The sequence below is a fragment of the Pseudidiomarina sp. CB1 genome (assembly GCF_024752025.1).
Lineage (GTDB): Bacteria > Pseudomonadota > Gammaproteobacteria > Enterobacterales > Alteromonadaceae > Pseudidiomarina.
This window is the reverse complement of record NZ_JANTPU010000003.1, coordinates 191,182-216,283: the sequence shown is the minus strand read 5'-3', so window position 1 is coordinate 216,283 and position 25,102 is coordinate 191,182. Positions and strand designations below refer to the sequence as shown.

Genomic DNA, 25,102 nt, shown 5'->3' with positions numbered 1-25,102 from the left:
GAAAATCGTATCCAACCAAGTGCAAACCAATCCATTTGGTCTATAGTTTCCTCTCCCCCAAGAATAGAACCATGACTTGGATGAAACTCTAATTTCCATCGATTTCATTGCTCTATTTATTCGGGAAACGTTTCTACATAGTCGCTCAGCATTCCCGATGCACATCGCGCAAAACTGCTTCGTGAAATGTTAAGAGAGCTTTCAGTTAAAGGGGTGGACTCATCCACATTGACCCAAGCTAAAGAAGGGTAACCTGTATCAACTAACTCGGTCATGTATTGGAGGTATACTTCCTCTGAGAGCCCAGACTCGAGATTATTGAGCATGCAAGAGGATAGAGCTAACGCTGAACTGCCAATCTCAGAAAGTTTCATTGAGTTTTTTCCAGCCGAAGACTCAAGTAGCACGAAGGTGAATTGCCGTGATAATAAAGCTAAAGATTTCGATTTAAGCTCAGTAAGACCGAGTTCCTTAGGCTCCTTTTCATCTTCATCAGCGAGACATATATTGAAATACGCGCTTTGAAGGGACTTTATAATATATTCCTTATCACTGAGTTTAGGACTTAGCGCATACAGGTTATCAACATAATGCTGCAAACGTTCTTCAGCCTCTTTCCGAGGGAAACTATCAGTATAAAAGGAGTGATTTCTATCGAGGAGTCGCATAGCGCGAGATATGACGTCACTCCGCGTCATTCCCGAAACTTTTGAAATATACGCTAATTGAGAGAAACTTTTTTCTGCTCTGCAAGCAAATATCTTATTTGCATTGGGCATCGATTCATCCGCTAACGCATTATTTATCGTTACGACTGCACCGCTGATTGCCATATTTAACCCATCAGTCGGAAACTCAAAAACTATCCCTTCGTACGTAAAGCTGACATAACTAGCCATAGCTAAGTCATTCACAAGGGAGTTATCTATGAGGTATAACGAATACCCCGACTCATCAATATTTGTAGAGCCTTCGGTTCGCTCTATTTTATCTTCGGAAAACCGACTATCAATGACCACGGATAATTCTTCTTGGTGTCGCAAGTTAGGATGGTTGGTCAATAAAGCAAAATAATCATATTCTTGGTCTTCCGAATATTGCCTAAACAAGACCAATTCAAAATTGTCTTCTTTATACGAGATTCTCCAAGAGGAATCCGTTAAACCAGCAAATACCCATGTCTCCTCTGTGTTCTCAGCGTGGCATAGGGGTGACACAATCATGGCTATGATCAAAAGGGTTAGTTTTTTCATATTTCCTCGTTGTTTTTGGCTGGAATTGACCTTTCCCGTTAAATTAGTTCAAAAAAGCTAGACATATCTTGAAGAGGAAAGGATTACCAACCCTGTTCTCTGAGAGCATCAAGTTGGATGCCCAACTGACGCTCGGCCTGTTCATGGCATGCCATCATAGAGCTCTTATACAACATAGTTATTTTAAGATCGCTCTCGCTGGGCAATTTATCAATTCGCTTACCGAGGAACTCTGCAGTAATATCACCAATTCTATTTGCACACACGCGCCCCACGGTAGCCATTAACTCCATCCTTATGCTAGTCGACGTAAGCTCCTCTGCCATTGCTTTTTTGACCACATCGTACTTTATTGAGTCCCATTCGCTCTCAGAACTAGCATGTACTGACAAAAACGGTATCACCGATAAGAAAATAGAAAGAAGAATATTTAACGCAGCTCTCATAGTTACCAACCTCACATAAGAGCATTTATTGGTGCAGTTTTACGTGTGTAGATCACTTACGGTATCTATACCTACTGATTAGTTTTAATATCTTCTTTGTCAACCTTAAGCACTGCTTGATATGTTTCATTTAGGTGGGTACGAAGGCCACTCAATATCTTTCCACTCCACCCGTCGGACGTGACATCACCACTAAAACCGATATCTTTTGAGCCTTCGATAACTACCCTCACTTGGGTATCCTCGCCATTTTTGGACTTGAAATAAACTCCCGCTAAGACATTCCAATCATGTGCTGTCATTCCGTGTTCACCAATGACCACACCTTTACTTTTATCTGCGCGCCGCAATGAAAAACCTGCATTACCCAAGCCAACCTTTGCTGCCTCATACACTTGATCTGGGCTGTAACCGTAAAAGGTTTCCGCATGCTGGTACTCAGACCAACCTGTTTTGCCCTCCACCGCATCAAAATCGACATCGGAAACGTCTGTTGGCATCATACTCATCGTCGCACAGCCATTTAAAATAACGAGTCCGATAATTAGTAATAGTGTTTTCATGCAAATGTCCTTTTAAAAACGGCTTCAAGCTAACTTTTTACGATTTAACAACAAAAAAAACCAAAATAGCAGATGTACCAAATTTGTACCAGTACTGATGGGGATGTACCAATTTGACCGTAAATATGAGAAGAGTGAAACGCCGCAACTGGTTGTTTTAATTAACTATTGATGATTACCAATTAAGTTCATAACTAATTGAAAATCCTCGTGTCGGTGGTTCGATTCCGCCTCTGGGCACCATTATTCCGAAAGCCTCGCACTCACGTGCGGGGCTTTTTTCGTTTCAGATGACCGGTTTTAGCGGCGCTGCATGCCGAGTGCTTCGCGCATGCTGTTGGCAAACGAGAGCCAGCGTTCGCGCATGTTGCGTGTCACTGATACGTCGACCGACCCAAGTACCGACCAGCCTGTAACGGTGATGGTTTGGGTGGCGGTGGCTTCGCGTGCTGGCGAATGGTCATCGCTGGAACCCAAAATATGGCTAGCGCGAGATACCACCGCGACGTTCTCGGGAACGAGAATATCCACCGAGCCAAGCACGCTGTTGAGTTCTAGCTCGACGTTGGGTTGGGTGAAATGAGCTTCACTAAAGTCCAGCTTAACCGAGCCTAGTACATCAACTACTTTCAAGCGGGCTGGCATCACCCACGGGCCTTTGCGGGTGTTGCTGCTTAAAATACTTACCAACTTTTCATCCTGCGCCGCGGCGGCCGAACCTGCACCAAATGTTGCCTGCTTCTGTTGTTCATAGTCCGCATCGGCGGCCATAGGCAGGTCGGCAACTAAGTCGACCAACTCTTGGTGTACGGCGGTTGCCATCGCCGCATCTAAGCGTCGCTCAAAGGCTTCTTTCGAAATCACTTCGTGACTGTAATTCACGATAAGTTTATCGATGGTTTCTTCACGGACTTGCTCTATCGGCCGATCTTCAAGTTTTACGGGCATTGGCGTTTTCTCTATTCAGTCTTATCTTTAGGTGGTTGATGGTCATAACTAATAGCACGAGCAAGCTCCCATTGACCATCATTTAAGCGCCACAGGTGCATGTATTTGCCAGTATCATCGAGTTCGTAGTCGCCTTCTTTGTTTTTCACGTAGTAACGGTTTTCACCGTACACCAACGCGCCATAATAATGCATCGGATACACTTTATGGCTGCCAGCGACGAGCTCGCGCTTAATGGGTTTTTCGGTGCAAAAATACTCATCGAATAAGCCTATCCAGTAGGCTTCAGAGTCATGAGACGCACCAACAAGGTCGTGAAAAAACTCATGATCATCAGGAAAGACTTTCTTCAACAGCTCTGCATCGCAGCCCCCAAATGCAGCTTCGAACATCGCGTTATCCACCGCTAATACTTGTTGCTCAAGCTCAGCTTGCGACAAGTCAGCTATGGGATCAACGCGTTCGGTTTCTTGTGCTTGGGCGGCAAACATTAAAGTGGGCAAAATAAGTAAGAATTTAACGACGTTCATTGTCAATGTCTCCTTGTTGTAAAAGTTGCGGCGAGCTCCTTAACTCGCCGCTTTGCAGAAGTTTAGTTCAGTTATTCGGTTTTTCCAGCGTAGCTTAAGTCTTCTAAATGAATGTACATATAGGTCCACCATTCATTGATTGACTTCATGAAATCGCCTTGTAGCTGGTCTTTTTTCTCGGCGCCTAGCTTCGCTTCAACCCGTTTCCAAATGCCCGGATCGTCAGCGTCTAATGCGGCGGTGTCGGCAAATCCTTCAACAACAAAGTAATCCGCGACACCACGCCCGCCCATACTGTAGTACCAGTGCGAGTCAGGGCCACCATCATCTTTTACCGCTGCTTCGATAGCCTCAACAGTACTTTCAAAAAGCTCATAGTCGGCTACTTTAAAGTTATAAACAGCGACATACTTGTCTGAGCCGCCAGGCTCACCACTCCATTTCGGCATAAAGCCGGCCATATGGAAGGCGGTACTTTCCATATGTGGCGTGATTTGTTCGTCGACTATTTTTTCGCATTTTTTAGCCGCTTCATCTTCACTAAAGAAGGCCTGCCAATCTTTGTAAGCGCTGGTGAGTACCGCAACGTGCCCATTACCTTGCAAGCGACGCCACAGGTTGTATGACTTTTCGCCGCCAGCTTTCTTATAACATTCGAGCCAAGCCTTAGCGCCTTCGCCAAAGGGTTTGACGTGTCCCGTCTTCAACGTGAATTCGCTCATCGATAGATAGTAACCGTTGTCCTCATGGTCATCGGCTTGAGCAAGTGTTGGTGTAAGTAGAACTGCCATGGCAGTTAAATAAAAAGGTAGTTTCCGCATCGGTTTTCCTCCTGAACGACCTTTACTGGTTCTCCTTCCGCTACGGCAAGGGCTTCCTGCCCCAAGAGCAACAAGCGTAGTTCAAAAATTGAACAACGCTAGCGAACTATTGCAACTGAAAGATACGCGTGCGATCAGTTTGTAAAAGCATGTTAATAAACTGCAATGCCTACAGAAAATGTTGCACGAGCAAAAACTTCAAACTAAACCTATTACTTAGGCATGTTCCCTACGCGAACGACGATAACTAATGACTCAGACAAAAAGTGCATTTTCATGTTAGATAATTGTGGTAACCTCAGAGGACGTATTCATATCGGGTTTCTAATTTCGTGAACGCACATGCATCAAACAATGACATGAACCAAACCCTGATCAGCGTTTTTGCTGGAATTGGGTTTGGTGCTATTGCTGCTCTCGTTAATTATTTTCTCGCCTTCGAGCTTTATGGCTCGGTGACCATCTTATTAGGCCAAGTTTTTGTGTTCTTGGCTTTGTTCACACGCGGACTCCCGAGTGCTTTAGTTAGCACAGCTATCGCATCCATTGCGGTTTACCTGTACACCGATAATCTGTTTTTCTTCGTTACCTTAGCGGCAGAAATCATCGTCGTGTGGTTCTTGTTCCGCCGCCGTATTCCTATTTTATTGGCCGATCTCATCTACTGGCTGATTTTCGGGATGCCATTAAGTTATTGGTACTTACCTACCGTTATTGATGTCCCAACTACCTTTTTAGTCTTGGTTCTCGCCAAGCTGTTATTAAACGGCCTACTCTACACCGCACTCGCTATCTTACTGTACCAACTGGTGCCGAAAACCTGGCGCAGCGTAACCATGAAGCCTGTCGCTGATTCACTGCGTGGACGGGTATTTTACCTCAGCTTTTTATGCATCATCGTGAGCTCACTAAGCTTCTCATTACTTTATACAGTGCGTTCCGCGCAGCAGGTTGAACAACAGATCGTCAGTGATATCGGTGGCAAAGCGAATAGTCTCAGGCAAGTTACCGAAGATTTCGTTAATGATTACAAAGTCGCGGTCCGTAACTTACGCGACAGTATGCAAGCGGTCACCCGCTACGAAGAGCATCTGGAACTTATGCGCTTAACCCAAGAAAACTTTCCTGGTTTTGTGTCGATGCTACTTGCCGATGCCAACGGCACTATTTTGCATGGCGTACCCGCACGTCATTTTCAGGTGTTGATCGATAACCCCACAGCGCCACCGGATATCAATGACCGTAGCTATTTTAGTGAGCCAAAAGCCACCAACTTAGGTTATGTTTCGAGTGCGTTTCGTGGTCGCGGCTTTGGTACTCAGCCGATTATTGCCATCAGTGAACCGCTCATTGTTGATGGGACTTTTCGCGGCATCGTTGAAGGCTCACTGGATGTTCCTGAGCTGGTGCGTTTAGTCCGCCGTACCGACATCGATCCCAACTATCAGTCCGTTGTGGTGACCGACGACCAAGATCAGGTGTTGTTTGCCAGTGATGAGCTTCGTTTACGCACCCTTAGCCATTATGAGCCCAATACATTTACCAACCTGTATACACAAAATCTGCCACTGACACGCATTAACGAGCGTGACCTTCTGTTCACCCAACGCGTGAATGCCTACGGTTGGAATATTTACGTGTTCTCTAGTCCAGATTTGATCACGCAGCTATTCCTGAACAATCTCATCATTTTGTCTATTTTCCTAACGCTGATCGCGATTTTGTTCGCTTTTGTTACGCACCGTTTTGCGCAGGATATTAACCGCCCGCTTGAACAATTGGCAGAGCAATTACGTGACAATACTGATAGCCCGCTGTCGATTCCGAATCACGACATGACACGCGAAGTCCGCACTATTGCCGAGAACCTGACTGCAGCACGTAAGCTTATGGTGAACTTTAATCGGCAACTGCAGCAGCAGGTGAACGAGAAGACCAAAGATCTTGAGCAGCTGAACATGAAACTACAAAAGCTCGCTCGCGAAGATGGACTTACCGAGCTGCTGAACCGCAGAACCTTTGATGATCTTGCCGAGCAGCGCTACCACGAAGCCATGGCGACCCGTGAACCTGTCGCGCTGATTCTAATGGATATCGACTACTTTAAACGCATCAACGATACCATGGGGCATCCGGCGGGTGATGAATGCATTCGCTGTGTAGGCCAATTGCTTAAAGAGCATTTTGAGCGCCGCGGCTGTTTATGCGCACGTTATGGTGGTGAAGAGTTCGCGGTCTTTGTCAGTGACGTGGACGATGTCCGCAAGCTCGTTGAAAAATTTCAAGATGCGTTAGCGACCTACTGTCAGGTTAATGGTCAAGTCGTTCCGATGACCATCAGCATGGGCATCGCCGAGGTACGCCACAGTTTTGGTGGTGGAAGTTTCCGCCGCTTGGTTGCCGAGGCTGACAAATTGCTGTATCAAAGCAAAGACACGGGTCGTAACCGAATTTCCATAGAAACCATTTAATAGGTTAGATTCTTCATGCAAAAGCAACGTATTGTCATCACTGGCGGTGCCAGTGGTTTGGGCTTCGCTTTGGCACAACTCGCGGCGAAAGCGGGTTGGCAGGTCGCTATTTTAGACCGTGATACTGAACGCGGCGAGGCAGTGATCGGTAGCTTGCAGCGTTGGCAACCGGATACGCTGTTTTTTGCCTGTGACGTAACACGGATGAGCGACCTCGAAAATGTTGCCAAAGAACTTGATGAACGTTGGCAAGGGATCGACATCTTGGTCAATAATGCTGGCGTGGCTCAGGTAGGAACACTGGCCGACACCAGTATTAGCGATTGGCAATGGATCATCGATATCAATCTGCTCGGCGTGGTGCGAGGTTGTAAGGCGTTTCTGCCGCTACTGCAACGCAACGGCGGCCACATTGTGAACGTTGCCTCAATGGCTGGACTACTCGATGTGCCTAATATGGCTTCCTACAATGCCACAAAAGCGGCGGTGGTGAGCTTGTCCGAGACCCTCGAAAACGAACTTGCAGACTCTAATATCCACGTGACCGCGGTCTGCCCTTCTTTCTTTAAAACCAATCTTGGGCAAGGTATGCGGTCATCGATCGAGGGAATGGAAGCCAAGCTTGATAAACTCATGAGTAAAAGCAAACTCAATGCCACCGACATCGCGAAGGCAATTATGCGCGCAATCGAGCGTCAACATAGCTATACAATTCCTCATAAGCAAGGTCGCTACGCATGGTATTTGAAGCGTTTTTTGCCCCGTTCGTGGTATCGCCGAATACTGCACAAATCGATTAAAAAACACGATAAATCATAGCATTAGTTCGTAAATGGAGGTACCTGTTGAGAGGTACCTCCAAAGACCTTTAACAAAATCGTAATACGCCCGCTGCTTTTCGTAGTTTCTGTGGTAGTATGCGCGCGCAAAACTCCTCTAGAACCTTTGTGTGCAAGGATTTCGACACATGTGGAAGCTACTCTTTATCGCGCTCGCAGCATTACTCATGAGCCCTGCAGCATTAGCCGCTGCTGGCCCACTCGATTTAACCACCTCAACCGTTGGCATTGTCGCCATCATCATTTTCACCGCAGCCTATATTTTGGTCATGGGGGAAGAACGCTTACACATGCGTAAGTCAAAGCCCGTCTTGGTTGCTGCGGGTTTGATTTGGATTATGATCGGTTGGGTCTATGTCGACCAAGGTTTCCCTGGCGTGGCCGAAGACGCGTTTCGCCATAACCTGCTTGAGTTTGCCGAGTTGATGTTGTTCTTGCTGGTGGCAATGACCTACATCAATGCCCTCGAAGAACGTCGGCTGTTCGATGCGTTGCGCTCATGGATGGTGAAGAAAGGTTTCACTTATCGCCAACTCTTCTGGCTCTCCGGCTTTCTAGCGTTTTTCATTTCACCGATTGCCGACAACCTTACCACTGCCCTATTGATGTGTGCCGTGGTCATGAAAGTCGCTGATGGCGACAAAAAGTTCATCGGTATGTCGTGTGTGAGTATTGTCGTCGCCGCCAATGCCGGAGGTGCGTTTAGTCCATTCGGTGACATCACCACCCTGATGGTATGGCAAGCAGGTATTGTTAAATTCCATGAGTTCTTTGTGCTGTTTATCCCGTCGCTGCTGAACTACCTGTTGCCAGCATTGATCATGAACTTTTTCATCGAGAACAAAAAACCACAAGCCGTTTATGAAGAAGTCGAACTGAAACGCGGCGCATTGCGCATCACCGGCTTGTTCCTACTGACCATTGCTACCGCTGTAGCTTGCCACATGTTCCTGCACCTACCGCCGGTGTTAGGTATGATGATGGGCCTTGGTTACTTGCAGTTCTTTGGCTACTTCTTACGCATGACCCTACCAGGTTCACTCGCCCGCAAACGTGCCATGGCCGAACGCGCTGGCGACATGGAACGCCTGAAGCGCCTCGGTGGCGTTGTGCCTTTTGATGTGTTCAGCCGTGTGCAACGGGCCGAGTGGGATACGTTGCTGTTCTTCTATGGCATCGTTATGTGTGTTGGCGGTTTAGGCTTCTTGGGTTACCTGCACTTGCTATCCGACACCCTGTATAACGAATGGTCACCCACCTATGCCAACGTCGCACTGGGCTTAATGTCGGCAGTGATTGATAACATTCCAGTGATGTTCGCAGTGCTCTCAATGCAGCCCGATATGTCCCATGGGCAGTGGCTATTGATCACGCTTACTGCCGGTACTGGTGGTAGCTTGCTCTCCATTGGCTCTGCCGCTGGTGTCGCGCTGATGGGCCAGGCCCGCGGCTACTACACTTTTGCGAGCCACCTAAAGTGGGCGCCAGCGATTGCTGTGGGCTTTTTCGTCAGTATCGTGGTCCACATCTGGCTCAACGACCATTTGTTCCACATCTTCAATTAAACGCCATGTAAACCTTTTCGCTGTTCATCTCGTCCTAAGAAAAAAATAACGCTTAGAAAGGGATGAACAGCCTTGATCAAACTTGCCGATACGAGCGGCCAAGACGTTGTGCGGGATACCCGTAAAAAGCGTCCTTGGAAGCTTATCATTAGTCTTTCGATAGTCCTTCTCATCTGTATTGCGGTGTTTCCTGCGCTCAGCAAATGGAGCCAGACTGAACATGCTGTGCCGCTTGATCGGATTCGCATCGCAGCGGTTACCCGCGCGGATCTTACCCGTGATGTGTCGATCGAAGGCCGCGTGATTGCCGCGGTGGCACCCACCTTGTACAGTCCTGCCGAAGGTACCGTCACTTACTATGTTGATGCCGGTGACACGGTTGCCAAAGGACAGCTCTTAGCCACCATCGAAAGTCCCGAGTTAGAGAGCCGACTGGAACAAGAACAAGCGTCACTCGACGCCGCTCGCGTTGACCTTGAGCGCCAGCGCATCGAAACCCGCAGTGCCAAACTGCAGTCGCAGCGCGATATTGATATGGCTCGCGTGACCTTTACCGCGGCTGAACGCGAAAAGCGCCGAGCCGACGAGGCATGGAAAGCGAAAGCGATTAGCGAAATCGATTTCGAGAAAGCGCAAGATGATCTCGAAAATGCCAAACTCGTTTACGAACATGCCGTGGCCAGTGCTCAACTCGCAGCCGATGCACAAGTGTTTGAGCTGCAAACCAGTGAGTTACAAGTCGCACGACAGCAAGCTCTTGTCGATAATTTGCAGCGTCAAGTCGCGAGCCTTGCAATTCATTCGCCAGTTGAAGGGCTCGTGGGTAACCGTGAAGTCGACCAGAAGAATCAGGTTGCGCGTAATCAAGCGGTTCTCGGGGTTGTCGATCTTACTGCGTTCGAAGTCGAAATTGCGATCCCAGAAAGTTATGCCGATGACCTCGCCATCGGTATGGCCGCAGAAATTAACTACTCAGGAACCATTTACCCAGCACAGTTGGTCGCGATTTCACCCGAAATTCGTGACAACCAAGTCATCGGTAATGTGCGTTTTGTCGATACCATGCCCGATGCCTTGCGCCAAAATCAACGCCTGACTACACGCATTATTTTGGCGCAAAAAGCCGACGTTCTACAAGTCAGTCGTGGCCAGTTTCTGGAGAGTGGTGGTGGACGAATCGCTTATGTCGTCCAAGACGACATGGCCTATCGCACGACGATTAGTACCGGCGCATCAAGTATGAATGCCGTTGAAATTACTGCCGGCCTGAATCCAGGTGACCGCATCATTATTTCCAGTATCGAACCTTTTGGCGATGCCCAGACCGTTCGCCTGACCAACTAAAATGAGAAACCCTATTATGTTGAAAATGACTTCTGTTCGTAAAACTTTTCGTACCGATACTATCGAAACTCACGCATTGCGGAATTTTGATCTACAGGTCGAGGAAGGCGACTTTGTTGCTGTCACCGGTCCATCAGGCTCAGGTAAAACGACTTTTCTGAATGTCGCCGGTTTATTAGAAACCTTTGACGAAGGTGACTACCAACTTGACGGTAAAAGTGTGCAAGGCATGAATGACCGCCAGCTCGCGCAACTTCGCAACGAAAAAATTGGCTTTATCTTTCAGAGCTTTAACTTATTGCCCGACCTCAATTTATTCGACAACGTCGACGTGCCTTTGCGCTACCGTGGATTCAACAGCGCCGAGCGTAAGCAACGTATCGAGCAGGCGCTGGAAACCGTCGGGCTCGCGAATCGTATGGGCCATTACCCAGCACAACTTTCAGGTGGTCAACAGCAGCGTGTGGCGATTGCACGTGCATTAGCGGGGTCGCCACGTTTTTTACTTGCCGACGAACCGACCGGTAACCTTGATTCAAATATGGCCAGCGGCGTGCTCGATTTACTCAGCGAGATCAACGCGCAAGGCACAACCATTATTATGGTGACGCACGATCCGAGTCTCGCCCAGCGGGCACAACGCAATATCTTCGTGCGCGATGGTCAGGTCACTGAGGTTCAGACCGGCACCAATATCCAAGAACTGTTGCAACAAACTGCGCAAGTTTAGTGAGGTCGTCATGATTGCATATTACGGCCGCTTGGCCCTGCTCAGTTTAAAGAAGAACGTGTTACTCACCGGGCTGATGATTGCTGCGATTGGCCTAGGTATTGGCGCAGCGATGACGACCATTACCGTCAACTATTTGATGTCAGCAGACCCCATTCCAAACAAAAGTGAGCGGTTGTTTGCCGTGCAGGTTGATAACTGGTCGCCCAATGAAGCTTATGACGAACCCAATTTACCGCCTGACCAAGTGACTTGGCTCGAGGCTACCCAACTTACCGAGGCGAAGATGGCCTATCGGCAGGCGGGCATGGGCACTTCTTACGGTGTCATTGAGCCGAAAGGGCAGGATCAAAAGCCTTACTTGGCTTCAGTTCGTATCACCTATGCCGACTTTTTCCCCATGTTCGAGCCGCCGTTTCTTTATGGCTCAGGCTGGACTGCACAAGCAGATGAAGCACGCGAACTCGTGATTGTGCTGAGTAAAGAGGCCAATAACGAAATTTTTGGCGGCGCCAATTCGGTGGGCGAGACGGTAACGTTCAGTGGTAATGTCTTTCGGGTGGTCGGCGTGCTCGACGAATGGGAACCGAAGCCGAAGTTCTTCGACCTCGCAACGGGAGCATTTAATGACATGGAAGATGTCTACATGCCCTACACCTTAAAACAAGCGCTGGAGCTCGATACGAGCGGTAATAACAATTGTTGGAAGCCGATTGCGGAAGAAACCTTTCAAGCTTTCTTGAATTCCGAATGCGTCAACTCGCAATTCTGGGTTGAATTTGAAGACCCTGACGATAAGCACGCTTATTTAGACTTCTTGCACAATTACGTAGCCGAACAAAAGCAGCTGGGCCGCTTTCCTCGTGAGCAAAATAACCGTCTACACAACGTGATGGAGTGGCTGGAATACCAAGAGGTGGTCGCCGATGATGCACAAATGATGATGTACATGGCCTTAATGTTCTTGATTGTTTGCTTGCTCAATACCATTGCCTTGTTGTTAGCCAAGTTCACCGGCCGCTTTGGTGAAATCGCTTTACGCCGCGCAGTGGGTGCGAGCCGTCGTACCTTGATGCTGCACTATTCGGTCGAGGCCGCCATTGTGGGTGTGCTAGGCGGTTTAGTTGGCTTAATCCTCGCTTGGCTTGGTTTGCAAGGCATCAGCGCGCTTTATGGTGACTCCACCGAGGGCCTCACCTCTCTCGATGGCACAATGATCGCCGTTGGCTTTGCTCTAGCAATCGTCAGCTCGATTCTCGCCGCACTTTATCCAACTTGGCGCGCCTGCAGTATTGCCCCCGCGGGTCAGCTTAAAACGCAATAAAACGCCTACAAAGGAAACGCATCATGAATCAAATTGGCCCTATTTTTAGAGCGTTACTGCGTAACAAAGTTGGCGCATTATTGCTCGCATTGCAAATAGCATTAACCATGACGATCATCGTTAATGCTATTCATATGATTGAAAACCGTAGCAGTATGATGGCGCGCGAATCCGGTATGGATGAAGCGAACCAATTCCATTTAATGTACGTTGGCTACAAAGACAGCTTCAACGAACGCGTTGCCGTGGAAACCGACTTGCTCGAGATCCGCAAGCTCAACGGTGTGGTTGATGCTACGCAAATCAATTCGACACCGTTGAGCGGTGGTGGTTGGTCGATGGGACTTACAACGACGCCAAACAGCCAAGACGGAACCCCTGTTTCGCTGTACTTCGTTGACGACCATGGCCTAAACACATTGGGTGTCGAATTGGTTGCGGGTGAGAACTTTAGTCCAACTGAAGTCACCTATCGCCTGTCCAATGACAAGCAATGGCCACAAAATATTTTATTAACCGAGGCGGCTGCTAAGAATCTATTCCCAGATCTCACACCTGCGGAAATTATTGGGCAAACCGTGTTTATTCGCGACGACGAACCGATGACCATTAAAGGTATTATTGACCATCTGCAGGCACCTTGGGTGCAGTGGAGTAACGTTAATAATGTCATGTTGGTACCGCAACGTGGTTTGTGGAATGCCAACCGTTATTTAGTTCGCACCGAGCCAGGCGAACGCGATCGGCTCATGCGTGAGGTTGAAGAGTTACTGTTAGCGAAACGCGATGGCCGGCTGATCCGGAATGTGACCGCGATGGATGAACAGCGCGATGACGCTTACCAAGACTTCTTTGCCTTACAGACGGTGCTTTGGGTCATTGTGACTGTGCTAACGCTCGTTACCGCTTTAGGTATCGTCGGTATGGTGAGTTTCACGGTCAATCAGCGACGCAAGCAAATCGGCACACGTCGTGCTCTTGGCGCGACCAAGGGCGACATCATGCGCCAATTTATGCTTGAGAACCTATTGATTACTAGTAGTGGCCTTATTATTGGTGTGGCCTCTAGTATTGCGCTGAATATTTGGCTGGTTGACACCTTTAGCCTGCCACGTATTGGTTGGCATTACCTACCCATAGCCATGGTGGTGTTAGTCATCGTCGGGCAGCTTGCCGTGCTTGGTCCGGCACGCAAAGCAGCAAATCTATCTCCTGCATTGGCGACCCGGACCACCTAAACTAGGCTTAGCCCTCCGCTGCGGTTTCGGCAACGAGTTGCCGGAACCAGCGGTGTCCCGCATCATGCTGCAGCAATGGGCTCCAAATCATGGTGAGGTCTAAATCTGGAATCGCAAACGGCGGCTCACGCATCGTGAGCTCGTCGTCATCTTTATAGAGACTTGCCGCACGGGTCGGTAAAGTGGCGATCAAGCCCTGCCGCGCCAAGTGCATCGCCACATGGTAGTTACGGGTAAACACACGAATGTCGCGTTTGTGACCCAAATCAGCGAGCGCTTCGTCAACCCACCCTAGCTTCTGCACGTCTTGTGGGTCCATACCGACGCCGACACCAAAGCCAGTTTTGCTCACCCACACGTGTTCGGCTTTCAGGTAATTCTCAAGCGAATAGTCTTGTAGCAACGGATGGTCATTGCGCATCAGGCAAGAAAAATCGTCCTCCCACAAGGCCTTTTGGTGAAACGATTGCGGTAGTTTTTCGAAGCGGTTGATGGCCACGTCAACTTTGCCATTTTCGACGTCGTGAAAGCTAATATCGCTCGGCGTCATAATATCTAAGGTCACTGACGGAGCTTGCTCTTGGATGGCTGGTAATAACCTTGGTAGCAACGTTGAGGCCGCATAATCCGACGCCATAATACGGAACACACGATCGGTTGTAGACGGATCAAATTCGCGCGCGGGCTGCACCATTTCTTCGACCGAATAGAGAATCTGCCGAACCGGCTCTTGCATGCGCAAGGCGGTCTCGGTGGGGATCATGCCCTCACTGGTACGTACCAAAATCGGATCATTAAGTAAGCTACGAAGACGCTTCAGGCCATTACTCATTGCCGGTTGCGTGATGTTCAGTTGCGCTGCGGCTTTGGTAACGTTGCGCTCACGCAAAAGCACGTCTAAATAGACCAGTAAATTGAGGTCAATATCTTTGATGTTATTCATAAAAAAAATAAATCCCGCTATACGAATATAGCGGGATTATAACGAGCTTCTGCGAAATAAACAGCCGTAATCGCTACGACATTCGTCTATTCCCAGAAGAATTTAGCGCGCGGTTCAGCCGCTGGCACCAGTTGGTTCATAGTGGTCGCGTCATACAAGCGGCCATTAACCATGGTGTGCGTTACGCGATCGGTCACACGAATGTCTTCCAACGGATTACCGTCAATGACGATAATATCCGCTAGCTTACCTTCTTCGAGTGAACCAAGCGCGTGGTCCATACCGAACTCCATCGCTGGGTTGATGGTCGCTGTTGCTAAAGCCTCAAGCGGCGTCATGCCACCCTGCTCCATCATCCAGATTTCCCAGTGCTGCGCTAAACCTTCACGCTGACCGTGAGCACCTGAAACCACTTTCACACCTGCGTCCGTTAGGCGTTTTGCCACTTCGGCGTTGTTGATGTGGTTGTAATGATGATGCGGGGCCTTTTCGCGACGCATCGACTTGCCGACCAGCACATCTTGCGGCACAAACTTCGACAGTTTCGGATGCTTCCACACGTCAGTTTCCGCATACCAGTAGTTCTCACCCCAAATACCGCCGTAAGCCACACCTAGTGTTGGCGTATAGTACACGTCGGTTTGCTGCCAGAATTGCTCGATATCGTTGTAGATTTCGGCAACTGGAATCGAGTGCTCAATGGTGGTGTGTCCGTCGGCAACCATCGACAAGTTGTGCTGCAACAATGAGCCGCCTTCTGGCACCACCATCATTTCGAGCTCACGACCCGCTTCAATTACCTGCTGACGCTGGTTACGACGCGGCTGGTTATAACTCTTGACCGAGAAAGCACCAACTTTCTTCAAGCGCTCTAAATGGAATTTAGCATCGTCAAGGCTATCAATGTGCGAGGTGTACCCCGGCCCGTTAGCACCGTACAAAATCGTACCGGTCGAGAACGTGCGCGGCGCGGCGATTAAGCCTGCTTTCTGCATTTCACTCGCGGTGAAGATTTCGGTAGTGTCATTTGATGGATCGTGAATCGAAGTCACGCCGAAAGCCAAGTTGGCATAACTCTGCCAGTTCTGCTCAGGAATGATCTCGTACTCGCCGGCAGGACCATGTGCGTGGCCGTCAAACAAGCCAGGCATGACCGACTTACCGGTGGTATCGATCACGGTCGCACCGTTTGGCACGTTCACTTCGTCTTTCGGTCCCACTGCAACAATTTTGTTGCCACGCACGACCACGGTGCCTTCGTTGATCACGGTGTCACCGTTCATGGTGATCACTTGGCCGCCGACAAAGGCAACGGTTTCATCATGAATACCTTGCTCAGCAGTAAAGCTGATATCCGTACCGTTGGCGACCTTCTCAAAGGCGTTGTCGGCTTTATCAATGGCAAACAAACCAGCGACTGACGCATGATACAGTTCTGGACCCAGCGACCAGTACAGGTTCTTGCCATCTGCGGTCCAAGAAATGTTCTCACCCGCACGCACTGAAAGTTGCTCGACCGGGAACTGCTTGTCGGTTGGGCTAATCGCAATCGGCGCACCGCGCTCAACCAACGGCGTCACGAACACTTTAAAGCGTTCAGCAAAGGCGAGATGCTGACCATCAGGCGAGACACGATACTCCGTCGCATGCTCAGAGGTGTAGAGCGTACGTTGTTGTTTGGTCTCTAAATCCACCGCAAGTAGCTTCTGTGCACCACTTGAGTCCATCAAATAGACACGGTCATTACGCTGGCCAAATTGCGGCTGGAAACCGTTTTCGCTAATTAAACGTGGCTCAGCATCCGCTGCTAACGCCAAGTGGTAGATACCAGGGTTCACGCCATAAGTATCAGGGGTGATGTAACCACCACGCACTTTACGATAAACCACAGACGTACCGTCTGGGCTAAATACTGGCTCAATGAATTTGCCTTTGCCCGTCGGTAACACTTGCTCTTTGCCGCTACGCACGTCACGCACGATGACTTGACCTTGTTCTTGGTCATCCCACGTCACGTAGACCAGCTTGCTACCGTCACGTGAGTAGCTTGGGTAAAGCTCCCATGCGCCTTCGCGGTCGGTTAGACGTTCCACAGCATTGTCGTCTAGGTCACGCTGATACAGATGCCCTAGCGCTTCATAAATGACTTGTTCGCCATCAGGTGACACTTGCACATTGCGCAGCATCTTCACCTTGAAGTCATCGGCTTCAATGTTTTGTTTGAAGTGCAATGCGGTTTGGACTTTCTTGGTGGTTTCCACGCTAAACGGAATCACCCGCGCTTGGCGACTGTCGACGTCAAGGCGCATGATTTTACCATCGGCCCAGAACACCAAAGCTTCGCCGTCAGGCGTCCAATCCATGGTCGGATAAACACCGTGAATCGCCCAGGTTTCTTGCATGTCGCGGTCGAGCTGGGTGTACAAACGCTGCTCTTCGCCAGTTTCGAGGTTGTACAGATACAACACACTGTTGAAGTCTTCGCGCTTAATGTACGCCAAGTGCTTGCCGTCAGGTGATGGCGTTGGGCGAATGGCACCGCCCGCACCACCACGAATCACGTCGATGTCGCCGGTTTCGCGGTCGAAGCGCTTGATGGTGTAAATACCCTCGAGCGAATCTTTGCTGTAGTGGAAGGTTTTGCCCGGCGTGTCGTCTTGCGAGAAGTAGATGTAACGGCCATCCGGTGAGAACGCAGGTTCACCCAAATCTTTCTGGTCATTCGGACGTTCGGTCAATTGCACACCTGAACCACCATTGACGTGGTACATCCACACTTCACCGGCACCTAATGAGCGGCGTGCGGTAAAGTGCTTACGCGCCACAATAAACTGGCTGTCTGGGCTCCAAGCTGGGCTATTGAGCAGACGGAACGTCTCGTCGGTTACCGCACGCTGGTTGCTACCGTCGGCATCCATCACCCAAATGTTGTCGCCGCCACTTTGGTCTGAGGTAAAAGCAATGTGCTTGCCATCTGGCGAATACACCGGCTGCATTTGCCAAGCGATACCGCCAGCTAACAATTCGGCCTCACCGCCTTTAGCTGGCATGCGATAAATGTCACCCAACAAGTCAAAAACGATGTATTTACCGTCAGGGCTCAGGTCGACGTTCATCCAAGTGCCTTCGTTGACCTTGATTTGAATGTCTTTAAATTCGCCTTGTGGCGCTTGTACGTCCCACTTCACTTCGTCGTCTTGCTGCATTGCCGTAGCAGGCGCAGAAACCGCAGATGCAGCAGATGCAGAAAGTGCGACGCTGACCGCAAGGGCCAGCGTTGATAATTTAGTCATCTTTAGAACCTTCCCATTATTCGTATTTAGCCGCTTCGCCTTTCGCTGGCAAAGTAGCTTTGATGAAGTCGCGCAGGTCATCGTTGGCTAACTGCAAATCTTCCGCGCGCAAATACATCATGTGACCGCTGCGATAACCTTTAAAGTCGATGCGATCTTCCATGCGTGCGCTTGGGTCGAGATGCCAACCAGTGTACTTCGCGTCGAAGTAGTTGGTGGCACCATCGTAGTAGCCCGACTGAATCAGCACGTTCAAATACGGGTTTTGCGCCATCGCCTGACGTAAGTTCTCGCCAGTATTGTTATTCGTGCGATCCCACGGGTGTACTGGGCCGAACATGTTGTACTTCACGTCGGTTTTGTAGCCGAGTTCTTCACGCAAGTAGTAGTTAATTGCTGGTGTGAACGAGTGCAACCAAGACGTTAGCTCAGCGTTGTAGTCTGGGCTATCGCCTACGTCGTCACGGTCGATACCAAGATAACGCGAGTCTAAACGACCTACCGTTTGACCGCGGTCGCGTAGCAATTCTTTCCAGAAGAAGCGCGGATTAATATCTAAGTTGGCACGTAAGACGGTTTGCTTGCTCAAGCCAGAGAAACGCGCCACTTCAGCAGCAACGGCGTCACGCTCGTCGGCAGGCAACATTGCGCCTTTGGCAAGCGCAGGCAAGTACGTGTTGAGGGTGTAAGCTTCGACTTCCTCAAGCACTTCGAGTAAATCTTTGCTTTGCAGATCGTCGCTCAAAGCATCGTGATACCAAGCGGTAGCAGCGAAGTACGGTAGGCGGTTGGCTGCCTCGACTGGACCTTCACGATTGATGCCGATCTCGGTTGGTGATACCAAAACCACCCCATTCAGATACATCCATTGACGGTTTTGCAGCTCTAACGCCAAGCCAGATACACGGGTGGTACCGTAGCTTTCACCAATCAGGTACTTCGGCGAGCGCCAGCGCTCATGACGGGTCACGAACGTATTGACCCAATCCGCCAAGTAACTCACATCGGCATTGACGCCGAAGAACATTTTCTGCTGCTGGTCACGCGATGGCATTTCGCCCTTCTCGTTCGGCAACACGCGTGAATAGCCAGTGTTGACTGGGTTCACAAACACGATATCAGCAACGTCGAGCACTGAGTGCGGGTTGTCCTTCACACCGTAAGGCATGATCGGGAAGCCTTCGTCGTCAACGCGTAACGATTTTGGACCAGTGTAGGCAATGTGCATCCATACCGACGCCGAGCCAGGACCACCGTTGAATGAAATCAACAGCGGACGTTCTTCACGGTTTTTAACGTCTTGACGCTCGTAATAAGTGAAAAACAACGTTGCGGTTGCATCACCATTGTCATCAAACACGGGCTGCGTGCCGGTCGTTGCGGTGTATTCGAAGCGCTCGCCGTTGATGTTGGCACGATGCTCTGTCACAACCACATCATCAGCAGCAATTTTTGCGCTTGGTATGCTGTCGCTTTGCTCGGCGTAGGCGAACGGGCTCAGCATTAAAGTTGCCGCAACACAGGTCGCCGCAACCGCTTGTGAAACTAATTTCATGGATTCAACCTCATTCTTGTTGGAATCATCCCATTAAAAGAGATGCGTAGAGAAACCTCAAGCACAGTGAGGTCAACGCCCCTAAATTGCAGATAACCCGCACGAAGTTAGGGGCGAGGGCTTTCACTTAGAGCTTAAGTTAGCGCTTAGGTAAACAGACGCCAGTAGATAAACAGTAACGCGAAGCCAAGCAGATACGTCAGGCCAATCCACGCCCATGTATGCATCGCCGCAGGCATGTGCTGTTTGCGCACGAGCATGTAGTTCAACCAAGCAAAGAACGGCGTGGTCAGAAACGCCAGTGTCATCGCAAAACTCAACATTGGCCCGAGTGCCGCCTGAAAGTAAAGAATCACTAACATGCCTGCCACCGACTGGCCGAGCACCCAGTAACGCAAGCTGGTGCGGCGTTTGGTGATCAAGCGATGGCTCTCGCGCAAGGTGCGCGCATAGCCATCTAACACCGCCAAGGTGGTGCCGAACATGCATAAAAACGCAATCGCGCCGACCAAATACTCTGACCAAGCGCCAATGGTGGCGCTGTACATGGCAACAAACTGCTCAGCAAATTTGGTTCCGGCCATGGCAATCGGCTGCGGCGCACCGAACTGTACCAAGGCACCCAAAGCGAGGAAAACCAAAGCTAGAAAAGCCGTGCTCCAATAGCCCAAATTAAAGTCGAATAAGCCGTCTTTCAGCGTCACCGCCGTCAGCTTTTGCTTGCTGCGCAGCCATAAGGAGTTAATCGCTGAGAGTTCTATTGGCACCGGCATCCAACCCATCATCGCCACCAAGAACGCCAGCGCTGACAGCTCCCACGGCGATGGTGCGACAAAATCTGTCGCAGGTGGCACATGGTTTTGCCAAGCAATAACGACCGCCACAATGGTTGCCAGCGACAGCGTCACCATGATCCATTTGGCAATAGCATCGAGGCTGCGGTATTGGCCACCGAGCAAAATCAGTAAGCAGGCGAGTAAAATGACCCAACACAGCAGCGCCAAGCTTAGTTCCGGTAAGAACAGCTGCAGCAGGCTCGCCGTGAGCAGCAGCACACCCGCCGTATTCACCACCGCAGCGATGATATTGAGCAGCGTGAAGGCCCACAAGTACAGCTTATGCTTGCGATAGTAACCACTTACTAAACTTTCGTTGCGGGTCAGCGTATAGGTCACGCCAAAACGAAAGAACGGATACTTTAAAACGTTGACGAGGAGGATTAACCACCATAACTCCCAGCCAAATAACGCGCCCGCTTGTGTGGATGCGACAAGATGAGAGGCGCCCACAGCGGCAGCGGCGAGGATAATGCCAGGCCCTAAACTTTTCAGTCTGGCAGCAGTTGAGGATGTAGTCATAACGACCTTTCGATAGCGACCTAGTTAATTGTTGTTGTTTTTATTCTAGCCAAGTCTTCGCGAATTCTTCAGGCGGCACCGGGCGACCAAAATAATACCCTTGCCCACCTTGGCAACCAAGCTCTTTCAGCAGTTGCGCTTGCTCTGCAGTTTCAATGCCTTCGGCGATAGTTTCAAGTCCGAGGGTTTGCGCCATCGCGATGATGGTATTCACCAACGTTTTACTCGACTCATCTTTGATCATCGCTTGCACAAAGGACATATCGATTTTCAGAATATCGACGGCAAATTGCTGCAAGTAGGCCAGCGACGAATAGCCAGTACCAAAGTCATCAATCGCTAAGCGGAAACCGTGGTCACGCAAGCGCCGAGTAACCGTGAGGGCCAACTGCGGATCAATCATTAAATCACTTTCGGTGATTTCAAGGGTGACGGCTTGTGCGTCAATCCCCTTACAAATACTGAGAAAATCTTCCACTACGTCGGGTGCGGCAAATTGTTGTGCGCCCACGTTGACCGAAACTTTAGGGAGCTGACCGTAGCGTTGCTGCCACTGTTTCATCAGGCTGCAGGTTTTGGTCAGCACTTGTATGCCTAGCTCGGCAAGCACACCTTGCTTGCGCGCAATGTCGATGAAAATACCCGGGCTGACGTGGCCTAACTCTTGATCATGCCAGCGGCAAAGTGCCTCGGCTCCGACGCATTGCCCAGTGGCTAAGTCGATTTGCGGCTGTAAGGCAATACTTAGCTCACCTTGCGCCAGCGCTTGCAAAAAGCGCTCGGTTTGATGGCGCTCGGCAGAGACCTTACGCTGCAAGGCTTCATCAAACACACAATAATTCAGCTCATGCTGTTTCGCTTCATACATCGCGATGCTTGCCTGCTGTAACAACTCAGCAGCCGATTCGGCGCGATACGAAAACGAGCCACTCATACGCAAATGCACATCAAGTTGATGCTCACCGATCAATAACGGCGTATCAAAAAACTGCTTCAGGTGACCGGCAACCGTCAGAAACTGCTCCACTTTTTCGGCGCTATTTTTGACCAGCACGACGAACTCATCGCCGGTTACGCGCGCGATTTCGACCATGTCATCATAGCTGCTGGCCCCGTCTTGCAGTCGTTGTGCCACCAAGCGCAACAAACGATCGCCGGCATGCAAGCCAAAGCGCTCGTTCACATTGCGAAAATATTTGAGGTCCAGCAGCACCAATAAATAGTCTTGTTGCGGGTTGTGCTCGTATTCATTCTGCAAATGATCGAGCAAGGCTGCACGATTGGCGAGCCCGGTTAATTCGTCGCGAAAGGCGATTTCGGCGATGTGCTCTTGATGCTGATGTTGCTCAGTAACGTCCAGAATAAAGCCTTCAAAGTGCGTGACTTTACCCTCAGCATTCTCGACGCCCTTGCCCTGTTCCCAGACCCAGCGGATCTGGTCATCTGCACAGATAATGCGGTAAGCGATGCGAAAGTATTGGTGGCGTAGCGTCGCCTGTTCAATCGCCTCGTTCACCGTGTTTTGGTCTTCCGGATGAATCAAGCGCGCCCACGAGATGCGCTTATTCTGAATCAGGTCTTGCGGCCGATAGCCAGTCAGGTCAAACACCCCACGACTGACAATTTCCATGGTCCAATGCTCATCGTTCTTGCAACGATACGCCATCCCCGGTAGCGAGTTCATCAAGGTCTGCAAACGCCGCTGGCTTTCTTGCAAGTTGCGCGAAATACGCAATTGCGCAAGCTCTGCCGCCGCTTGCGCCGCCGCCACCTGCAGCAACTCCAGTACCGTGCTATCATAATCCGCTGGTTGGTCATTCAGAATCGCCAACAAACCTAATTTATTCTGATCCGCCGTCAGCATTGGCACCCCGATATAGCTGGCAGCGCCTAGATGCTGCAGCATCGCATCCTGCGGAAACGACTCGCAAACACCTTCCCTGAACACACAGGACTCCGTCGACAACACCTGCTCACACGGCGAGCCATTAAGTTCATAACTTACAGGAGGTTGGAACTCGCCTCGGGAATAAAAGGTGACGATTTGGGCAGTTTCGGGGGCATCATCAAAAACTTCTGCGATCATGACATGATCAGCCCGCAGCAACTCACTGAGCAGCTTTGCAAGGTTTTCAATAAAGGCTAACTCACGCGCCTCACGCAAATTCTCGGCTAGACCGTGTAGCGCCTCTTCAATATCGACACGTTTAATCGTCCATGCTCCTTTGCAAAGTATTGATCGCTAGCGGGTTTACTTTTTTCTTACAGAGTAGCCGATGTAGGGATAAGGTCAATAGGATGGTTGTCATAGGGGTGGGGAAATGCGTGCCTCTATCAATTCCCATGGTAAACGCCTTCCAGCTTCCTTCATTCGCTGAAACGAATGTTTCGCTTGCTCCGCTGTAATGATGTTGTGTTGAATCATGGCCTCGACCATTCCTATTGTTCCTTTTACCACGATACCTTCTTGTTGCGCCGCCACTCGCAAATCTCTATCGCCAGTAAGTAGTGGGCACCCCTTATTCATCGCCAAACACATTGCGAACACATCATTTCTACTTGGCTTTGAGTGCCTCGTAATCATTTCAAAGGCTTGTACCATCAATTCGCCCGATAGCACCTCAAGTTTTAATCCCAGTTCCGGAAAGTGAGGGTGTTCATCAGCAAGCTCTTCTTCAAACAAGATGTCAGGAATAATGAATTCAAACGGCAATGCAAAAAATTGCTCAAGCAGTCCGCCCTCTGCCATATCAATCAATATATTTGCGTCGCTAACAAGTAGTTGTTGAGTCACCTGTTACCTCGAGCTTACGTTCCTTGTGAAAGCTGGCTAATGACATACCTAATAGCTCAGCCGCTTTAGACTCTCCAATGTACTCTTCGCTTAATGCTCGATAGACCAGTTGTTTAAACAAAAATGTCTGCTCTGACGGATAAGCATCGCCAGGCTCTTGCTTTCGCCAGCCCTGCTTACTGAAGTAACGCATTACGTGAGCATAATAGCCGCTAGTTATAATTCGGCATTGCTGCGCACGTATAGTAATGCCCGCCATACTGATACCATACTCGCCCTTGAGCATATAGAGTTCACGTGATTCCAGTTGACTACGCTTTTCGCCCAGTTCGCGTTTGACAGCTGAGGTCGGCAATAAAAATGCACCTGCAAAGCGATCACACGCCTTCTCTTCATCTATTGAATTAGCTAACCGGTCACGTAAGACCAAATGGCCAAGCTCATGGGCAAGGGTAAACCGTTGACGGTCGCCGGCTTGTGAACCAGAAATGACTATCAGTGGCTGCTCTTTTATAGTTCCCGCTAAACCATCAAACTTCTTGTCGGTCTCGATGTACGTCAAGATGACCATCAGACCACGTGACTCAAAAGTATCGACCATATCTTGGACTGGATTTAAACCAAGTTGCCAATGTTCACGCATGCAATCAGCTACGCTATCAATTTCTTCGTAATCGGTGATTGATTCTGGAAGATCTTGCGGTAGCTCAAAGTTAGCAATAGGTTTAGCTGAGTCAGGAAAAAGATCTAAAAGCTCGTACCACCGCTCCGCTTGATCCAGCACATCACTTCGAATCTTATTCAGGATCTTTTGCGAAATGCTTGCGCGCTTACGATACTCAATACCTTCAACCTCAATTTTAGTAGGTCGAAAAAAGTATTCACTGCGCACATTCAGAGCTTTGGACAGCTTCATTAAATTAGACGAAGAAGGCATGGCATCACCATGCTCATATTTCTTGATCGCATTAGCCGACAGCCCAACCTTATCGGCCAAAGCTTGCATAGATAGGCCAGACGCTTTACGCGCCCGAACGAAACGTTCTGCGAACACAGGTTGCTCCCTAAAGGTTTATACTTTTACTTT

Annotated in this window: 20 protein-coding genes; 7 read left to right on the top strand and 13 right to left on the bottom strand. The window is 49.6% G+C overall.

Going from position 1 to position 25,102, the window contains the following annotated elements; genetic code table 11:
• Positions 1-116: 116 nt before the first annotated feature.
• The 6 genes from NV375_RS12165 to NV375_RS12140 form a co-directional block, all read right to left on the bottom strand.
• Positions 117-1,253 (bottom strand): hypothetical protein, encoded by a 1,137-nt coding sequence (locus NV375_RS12165; RefSeq protein WP_258808448.1) that lies wholly within the window; start codon positions 1,251-1,253, stop codon positions 117-119.
• A gap of 83 nt (positions 1,254-1,336) precedes the next feature.
• Positions 1,337-1,699 carry a hypothetical protein gene (locus tag NV375_RS12160; protein ID WP_258808447.1) on the bottom strand — a complete coding sequence of 121 codons (363 nt, stop codon included), beginning with the start codon at positions 1,697-1,699 and terminating at the stop codon, positions 1,337-1,339.
• 71 nt (positions 1,700-1,770) lie between these two features.
• Positions 1,771-2,262 (bottom strand): hypothetical protein, encoded by a 492-nt coding sequence (locus tag NV375_RS12155; RefSeq protein ID WP_258808446.1) that lies wholly within the window; start codon positions 2,260-2,262, stop codon positions 1,771-1,773.
• Positions 2,263-2,562: 300 nt separating this feature from the next.
• On the bottom strand, positions 2,563-3,210 hold the full coding sequence (locus NV375_RS12150) for a cell wall-active antibiotics response protein (RefSeq protein WP_258808445.1): 648 nt from the start codon (positions 3,208-3,210) through the stop codon (positions 2,563-2,565).
• 11 nt (positions 3,211-3,221) lie between these two features.
• Positions 3,222-3,740, bottom strand: a complete 519-nt coding sequence (locus NV375_RS12145; protein WP_258808444.1) for a nuclear transport factor 2 family protein — start codon at positions 3,738-3,740, stop codon at positions 3,222-3,224.
• Positions 3,741-3,811: 71 nt separating this feature from the next.
• Positions 3,812-4,561: a hypothetical protein gene (locus tag NV375_RS12140; RefSeq protein ID WP_258808443.1), complete on the bottom strand. Its 750-nt coding sequence runs from the start codon at positions 4,559-4,561 to the stop codon at positions 3,812-3,814.
• A 332-nt stretch (positions 4,562-4,893) separates the two neighbouring features.
• Between NV375_RS12140 and NV375_RS12135 the strand changes: the two genes are divergently transcribed.
• The 7 genes from NV375_RS12135 (at position 4,894) to NV375_RS12105 (ending at position 14,072) form a co-directional block, all read left to right on the top strand.
• Positions 4,894-7,032, top strand: a complete 2,139-nt coding sequence (locus tag NV375_RS12135) for a diguanylate cyclase (RefSeq protein ID WP_258808442.1) — start codon at positions 4,894-4,896, stop codon at positions 7,030-7,032.
• Positions 7,033-7,047: 15 nt separating this feature from the next.
• Positions 7,048-7,851: an SDR family oxidoreductase gene (locus NV375_RS12130; RefSeq protein WP_258808441.1), complete on the top strand. Its 804-nt coding sequence runs from the start codon at positions 7,048-7,050 to the stop codon at positions 7,849-7,851.
• Positions 7,852-7,999: 148 nt separating this feature from the next.
• Entirely contained in the window at positions 8,000-9,436 is a 1,437-nt protein-coding gene (gene nhaD, locus NV375_RS12125; protein WP_126773763.1) for a sodium:proton antiporter NhaD, read from the top strand.
• A 75-nt stretch (positions 9,437-9,511) separates the two neighbouring features.
• Entirely contained in the window at positions 9,512-10,780 is a 1,269-nt protein-coding gene (locus NV375_RS12120; RefSeq protein ID WP_258808473.1) for an HlyD family efflux transporter periplasmic adaptor subunit, read from the top strand.
• A 16-nt stretch (positions 10,781-10,796) separates the two neighbouring features.
• A complete protein-coding gene (locus NV375_RS12115; RefSeq protein WP_258808440.1) occupies positions 10,797-11,510 on the top strand; it encodes an ABC transporter ATP-binding protein in 714 nt (237 codons plus the stop codon).
• 10 nt (positions 11,511-11,520) lie between these two features.
• Positions 11,521-12,834, top strand: coding sequence for an ABC transporter permease (locus NV375_RS12110; RefSeq protein ID WP_258808439.1), 1,314 nt, complete (start codon positions 11,521-11,523; stop codon positions 12,832-12,834).
• A 23-nt stretch (positions 12,835-12,857) separates the two neighbouring features.
• A complete protein-coding gene (locus NV375_RS12105) occupies positions 12,858-14,072 on the top strand; it encodes an ABC transporter permease (protein WP_258808438.1) in 1,215 nt (404 codons plus the stop codon).
• Between the two features lie 7 nt (positions 14,073-14,079).
• Here NV375_RS12105 and NV375_RS12100 read toward each other — a convergent pair whose 3' ends face one another.
• The 7 genes from NV375_RS12100 to NV375_RS12070 all read right to left on the bottom strand — a co-directional run bounded on the left by NV375_RS12100 (position 14,080) and on the right by NV375_RS12070 (position 25,069).
• Positions 14,080-15,015, bottom strand: a complete 936-nt coding sequence (locus NV375_RS12100; RefSeq protein ID WP_258808437.1) for a LysR family transcriptional regulator — start codon at positions 15,013-15,015, stop codon at positions 14,080-14,082.
• A gap of 86 nt (positions 15,016-15,101) precedes the next feature.
• Positions 15,102-18,308, bottom strand: a complete 3,207-nt coding sequence (locus tag NV375_RS12095; RefSeq protein WP_258808436.1) for an amidohydrolase family protein — start codon at positions 18,306-18,308, stop codon at positions 15,102-15,104.
• 16 nt (positions 18,309-18,324) lie between these two features.
• Positions 18,325-19,863, bottom strand: coding sequence for a S10 family peptidase (locus NV375_RS12090; RefSeq protein WP_258808435.1), 1,539 nt, complete (start codon positions 19,861-19,863; stop codon positions 18,325-18,327).
• 146 nt (positions 19,864-20,009) lie between these two features.
• On the bottom strand, positions 20,010-21,221 hold the full coding sequence (locus NV375_RS12085) for an NRAMP family divalent metal transporter (RefSeq protein ID WP_258808434.1): 1,212 nt from the start codon (positions 21,219-21,221) through the stop codon (positions 20,010-20,012).
• A 40-nt stretch (positions 21,222-21,261) separates the two neighbouring features.
• Entirely contained in the window at positions 21,262-23,385 is a 2,124-nt protein-coding gene (locus NV375_RS12080; RefSeq protein WP_258808433.1) for a bifunctional diguanylate cyclase/phosphodiesterase, read from the bottom strand.
• 141 nt (positions 23,386-23,526) lie between these two features.
• Positions 23,527-24,015, bottom strand: a complete 489-nt coding sequence (locus NV375_RS12075; protein WP_258808432.1) for a PIN domain-containing protein — start codon at positions 24,013-24,015, stop codon at positions 23,527-23,529.
• Positions 23,993-25,069: an XRE family transcriptional regulator gene (locus tag NV375_RS12070; RefSeq protein ID WP_258808431.1), complete on the bottom strand. Its 1,077-nt coding sequence runs from the start codon at positions 25,067-25,069 to the stop codon at positions 23,993-23,995. The genes NV375_RS12075 and NV375_RS12070 overlap by 23 nt, the downstream gene beginning before the upstream one ends.
• Between the last annotated feature and the right edge of the window lie 33 nt (positions 25,070-25,102).

Coding starts and splice junctions, on each gene's coding strand:
- NV375_RS12165 (WP_258808448.1), bottom strand. CDS start 1,253: ATGAAAAAACTAACCCTTTTGATCATAGCCATGATTGTGTCACCCCTA.
- NV375_RS12160 (WP_258808447.1), bottom strand. CDS start 1,699: ATGAGAGCTGCGTTAAATATTCTTCTTTCTATTTTCTTATCGGTGATA.
- NV375_RS12155 (WP_258808446.1), bottom strand. CDS start 2,262: ATGAAAACACTATTACTAATTATCGGACTCGTTATTTTAAATGGCTGT.
- NV375_RS12150 (WP_258808445.1), bottom strand. CDS start 3,210: ATGCCCGTAAAACTTGAAGATCGGCCGATAGAGCAAGTCCGTGAAGAA.
- NV375_RS12145 (WP_258808444.1), bottom strand. CDS start 3,740: ATGAACGTCGTTAAATTCTTACTTATTTTGCCCACTTTAATGTTTGCC.
- NV375_RS12140 (WP_258808443.1), bottom strand. CDS start 4,561: ATGCGGAAACTACCTTTTTATTTAACTGCCATGGCAGTTCTACTTACA.
- NV375_RS12130 (WP_258808441.1), top strand. CDS start 7,048: ATGCAAAAGCAACGTATTGTCATCACTGGCGGTGCCAGTGGTTTGGGC.
- nhaD (WP_126773763.1), top strand. CDS start 8,000: ATGTGGAAGCTACTCTTTATCGCGCTCGCAGCATTACTCATGAGCCCT.
- NV375_RS12115 (WP_258808440.1), top strand. CDS start 10,797: ATGTTGAAAATGACTTCTGTTCGTAAAACTTTTCGTACCGATACTATC.
- NV375_RS12110 (WP_258808439.1), top strand. CDS start 11,521: ATGATTGCATATTACGGCCGCTTGGCCCTGCTCAGTTTAAAGAAGAAC.
- NV375_RS12105 (WP_258808438.1), top strand. CDS start 12,858: ATGAATCAAATTGGCCCTATTTTTAGAGCGTTACTGCGTAACAAAGTT.
- NV375_RS12100 (WP_258808437.1), bottom strand. CDS start 15,015: ATGAATAACATCAAAGATATTGACCTCAATTTACTGGTCTATTTAGAC.
- NV375_RS12095 (WP_258808436.1), bottom strand. CDS start 18,308: ATGACTAAATTATCAACGCTGGCCCTTGCGGTCAGCGTCGCACTTTCT.
- NV375_RS12090 (WP_258808435.1), bottom strand. CDS start 19,863: ATGAAATTAGTTTCACAAGCGGTTGCGGCGACCTGTGTTGCGGCAACT.
- NV375_RS12085 (WP_258808434.1), bottom strand. CDS start 21,221: ATGACTACATCCTCAACTGCTGCCAGACTGAAAAGTTTAGGGCCTGGC.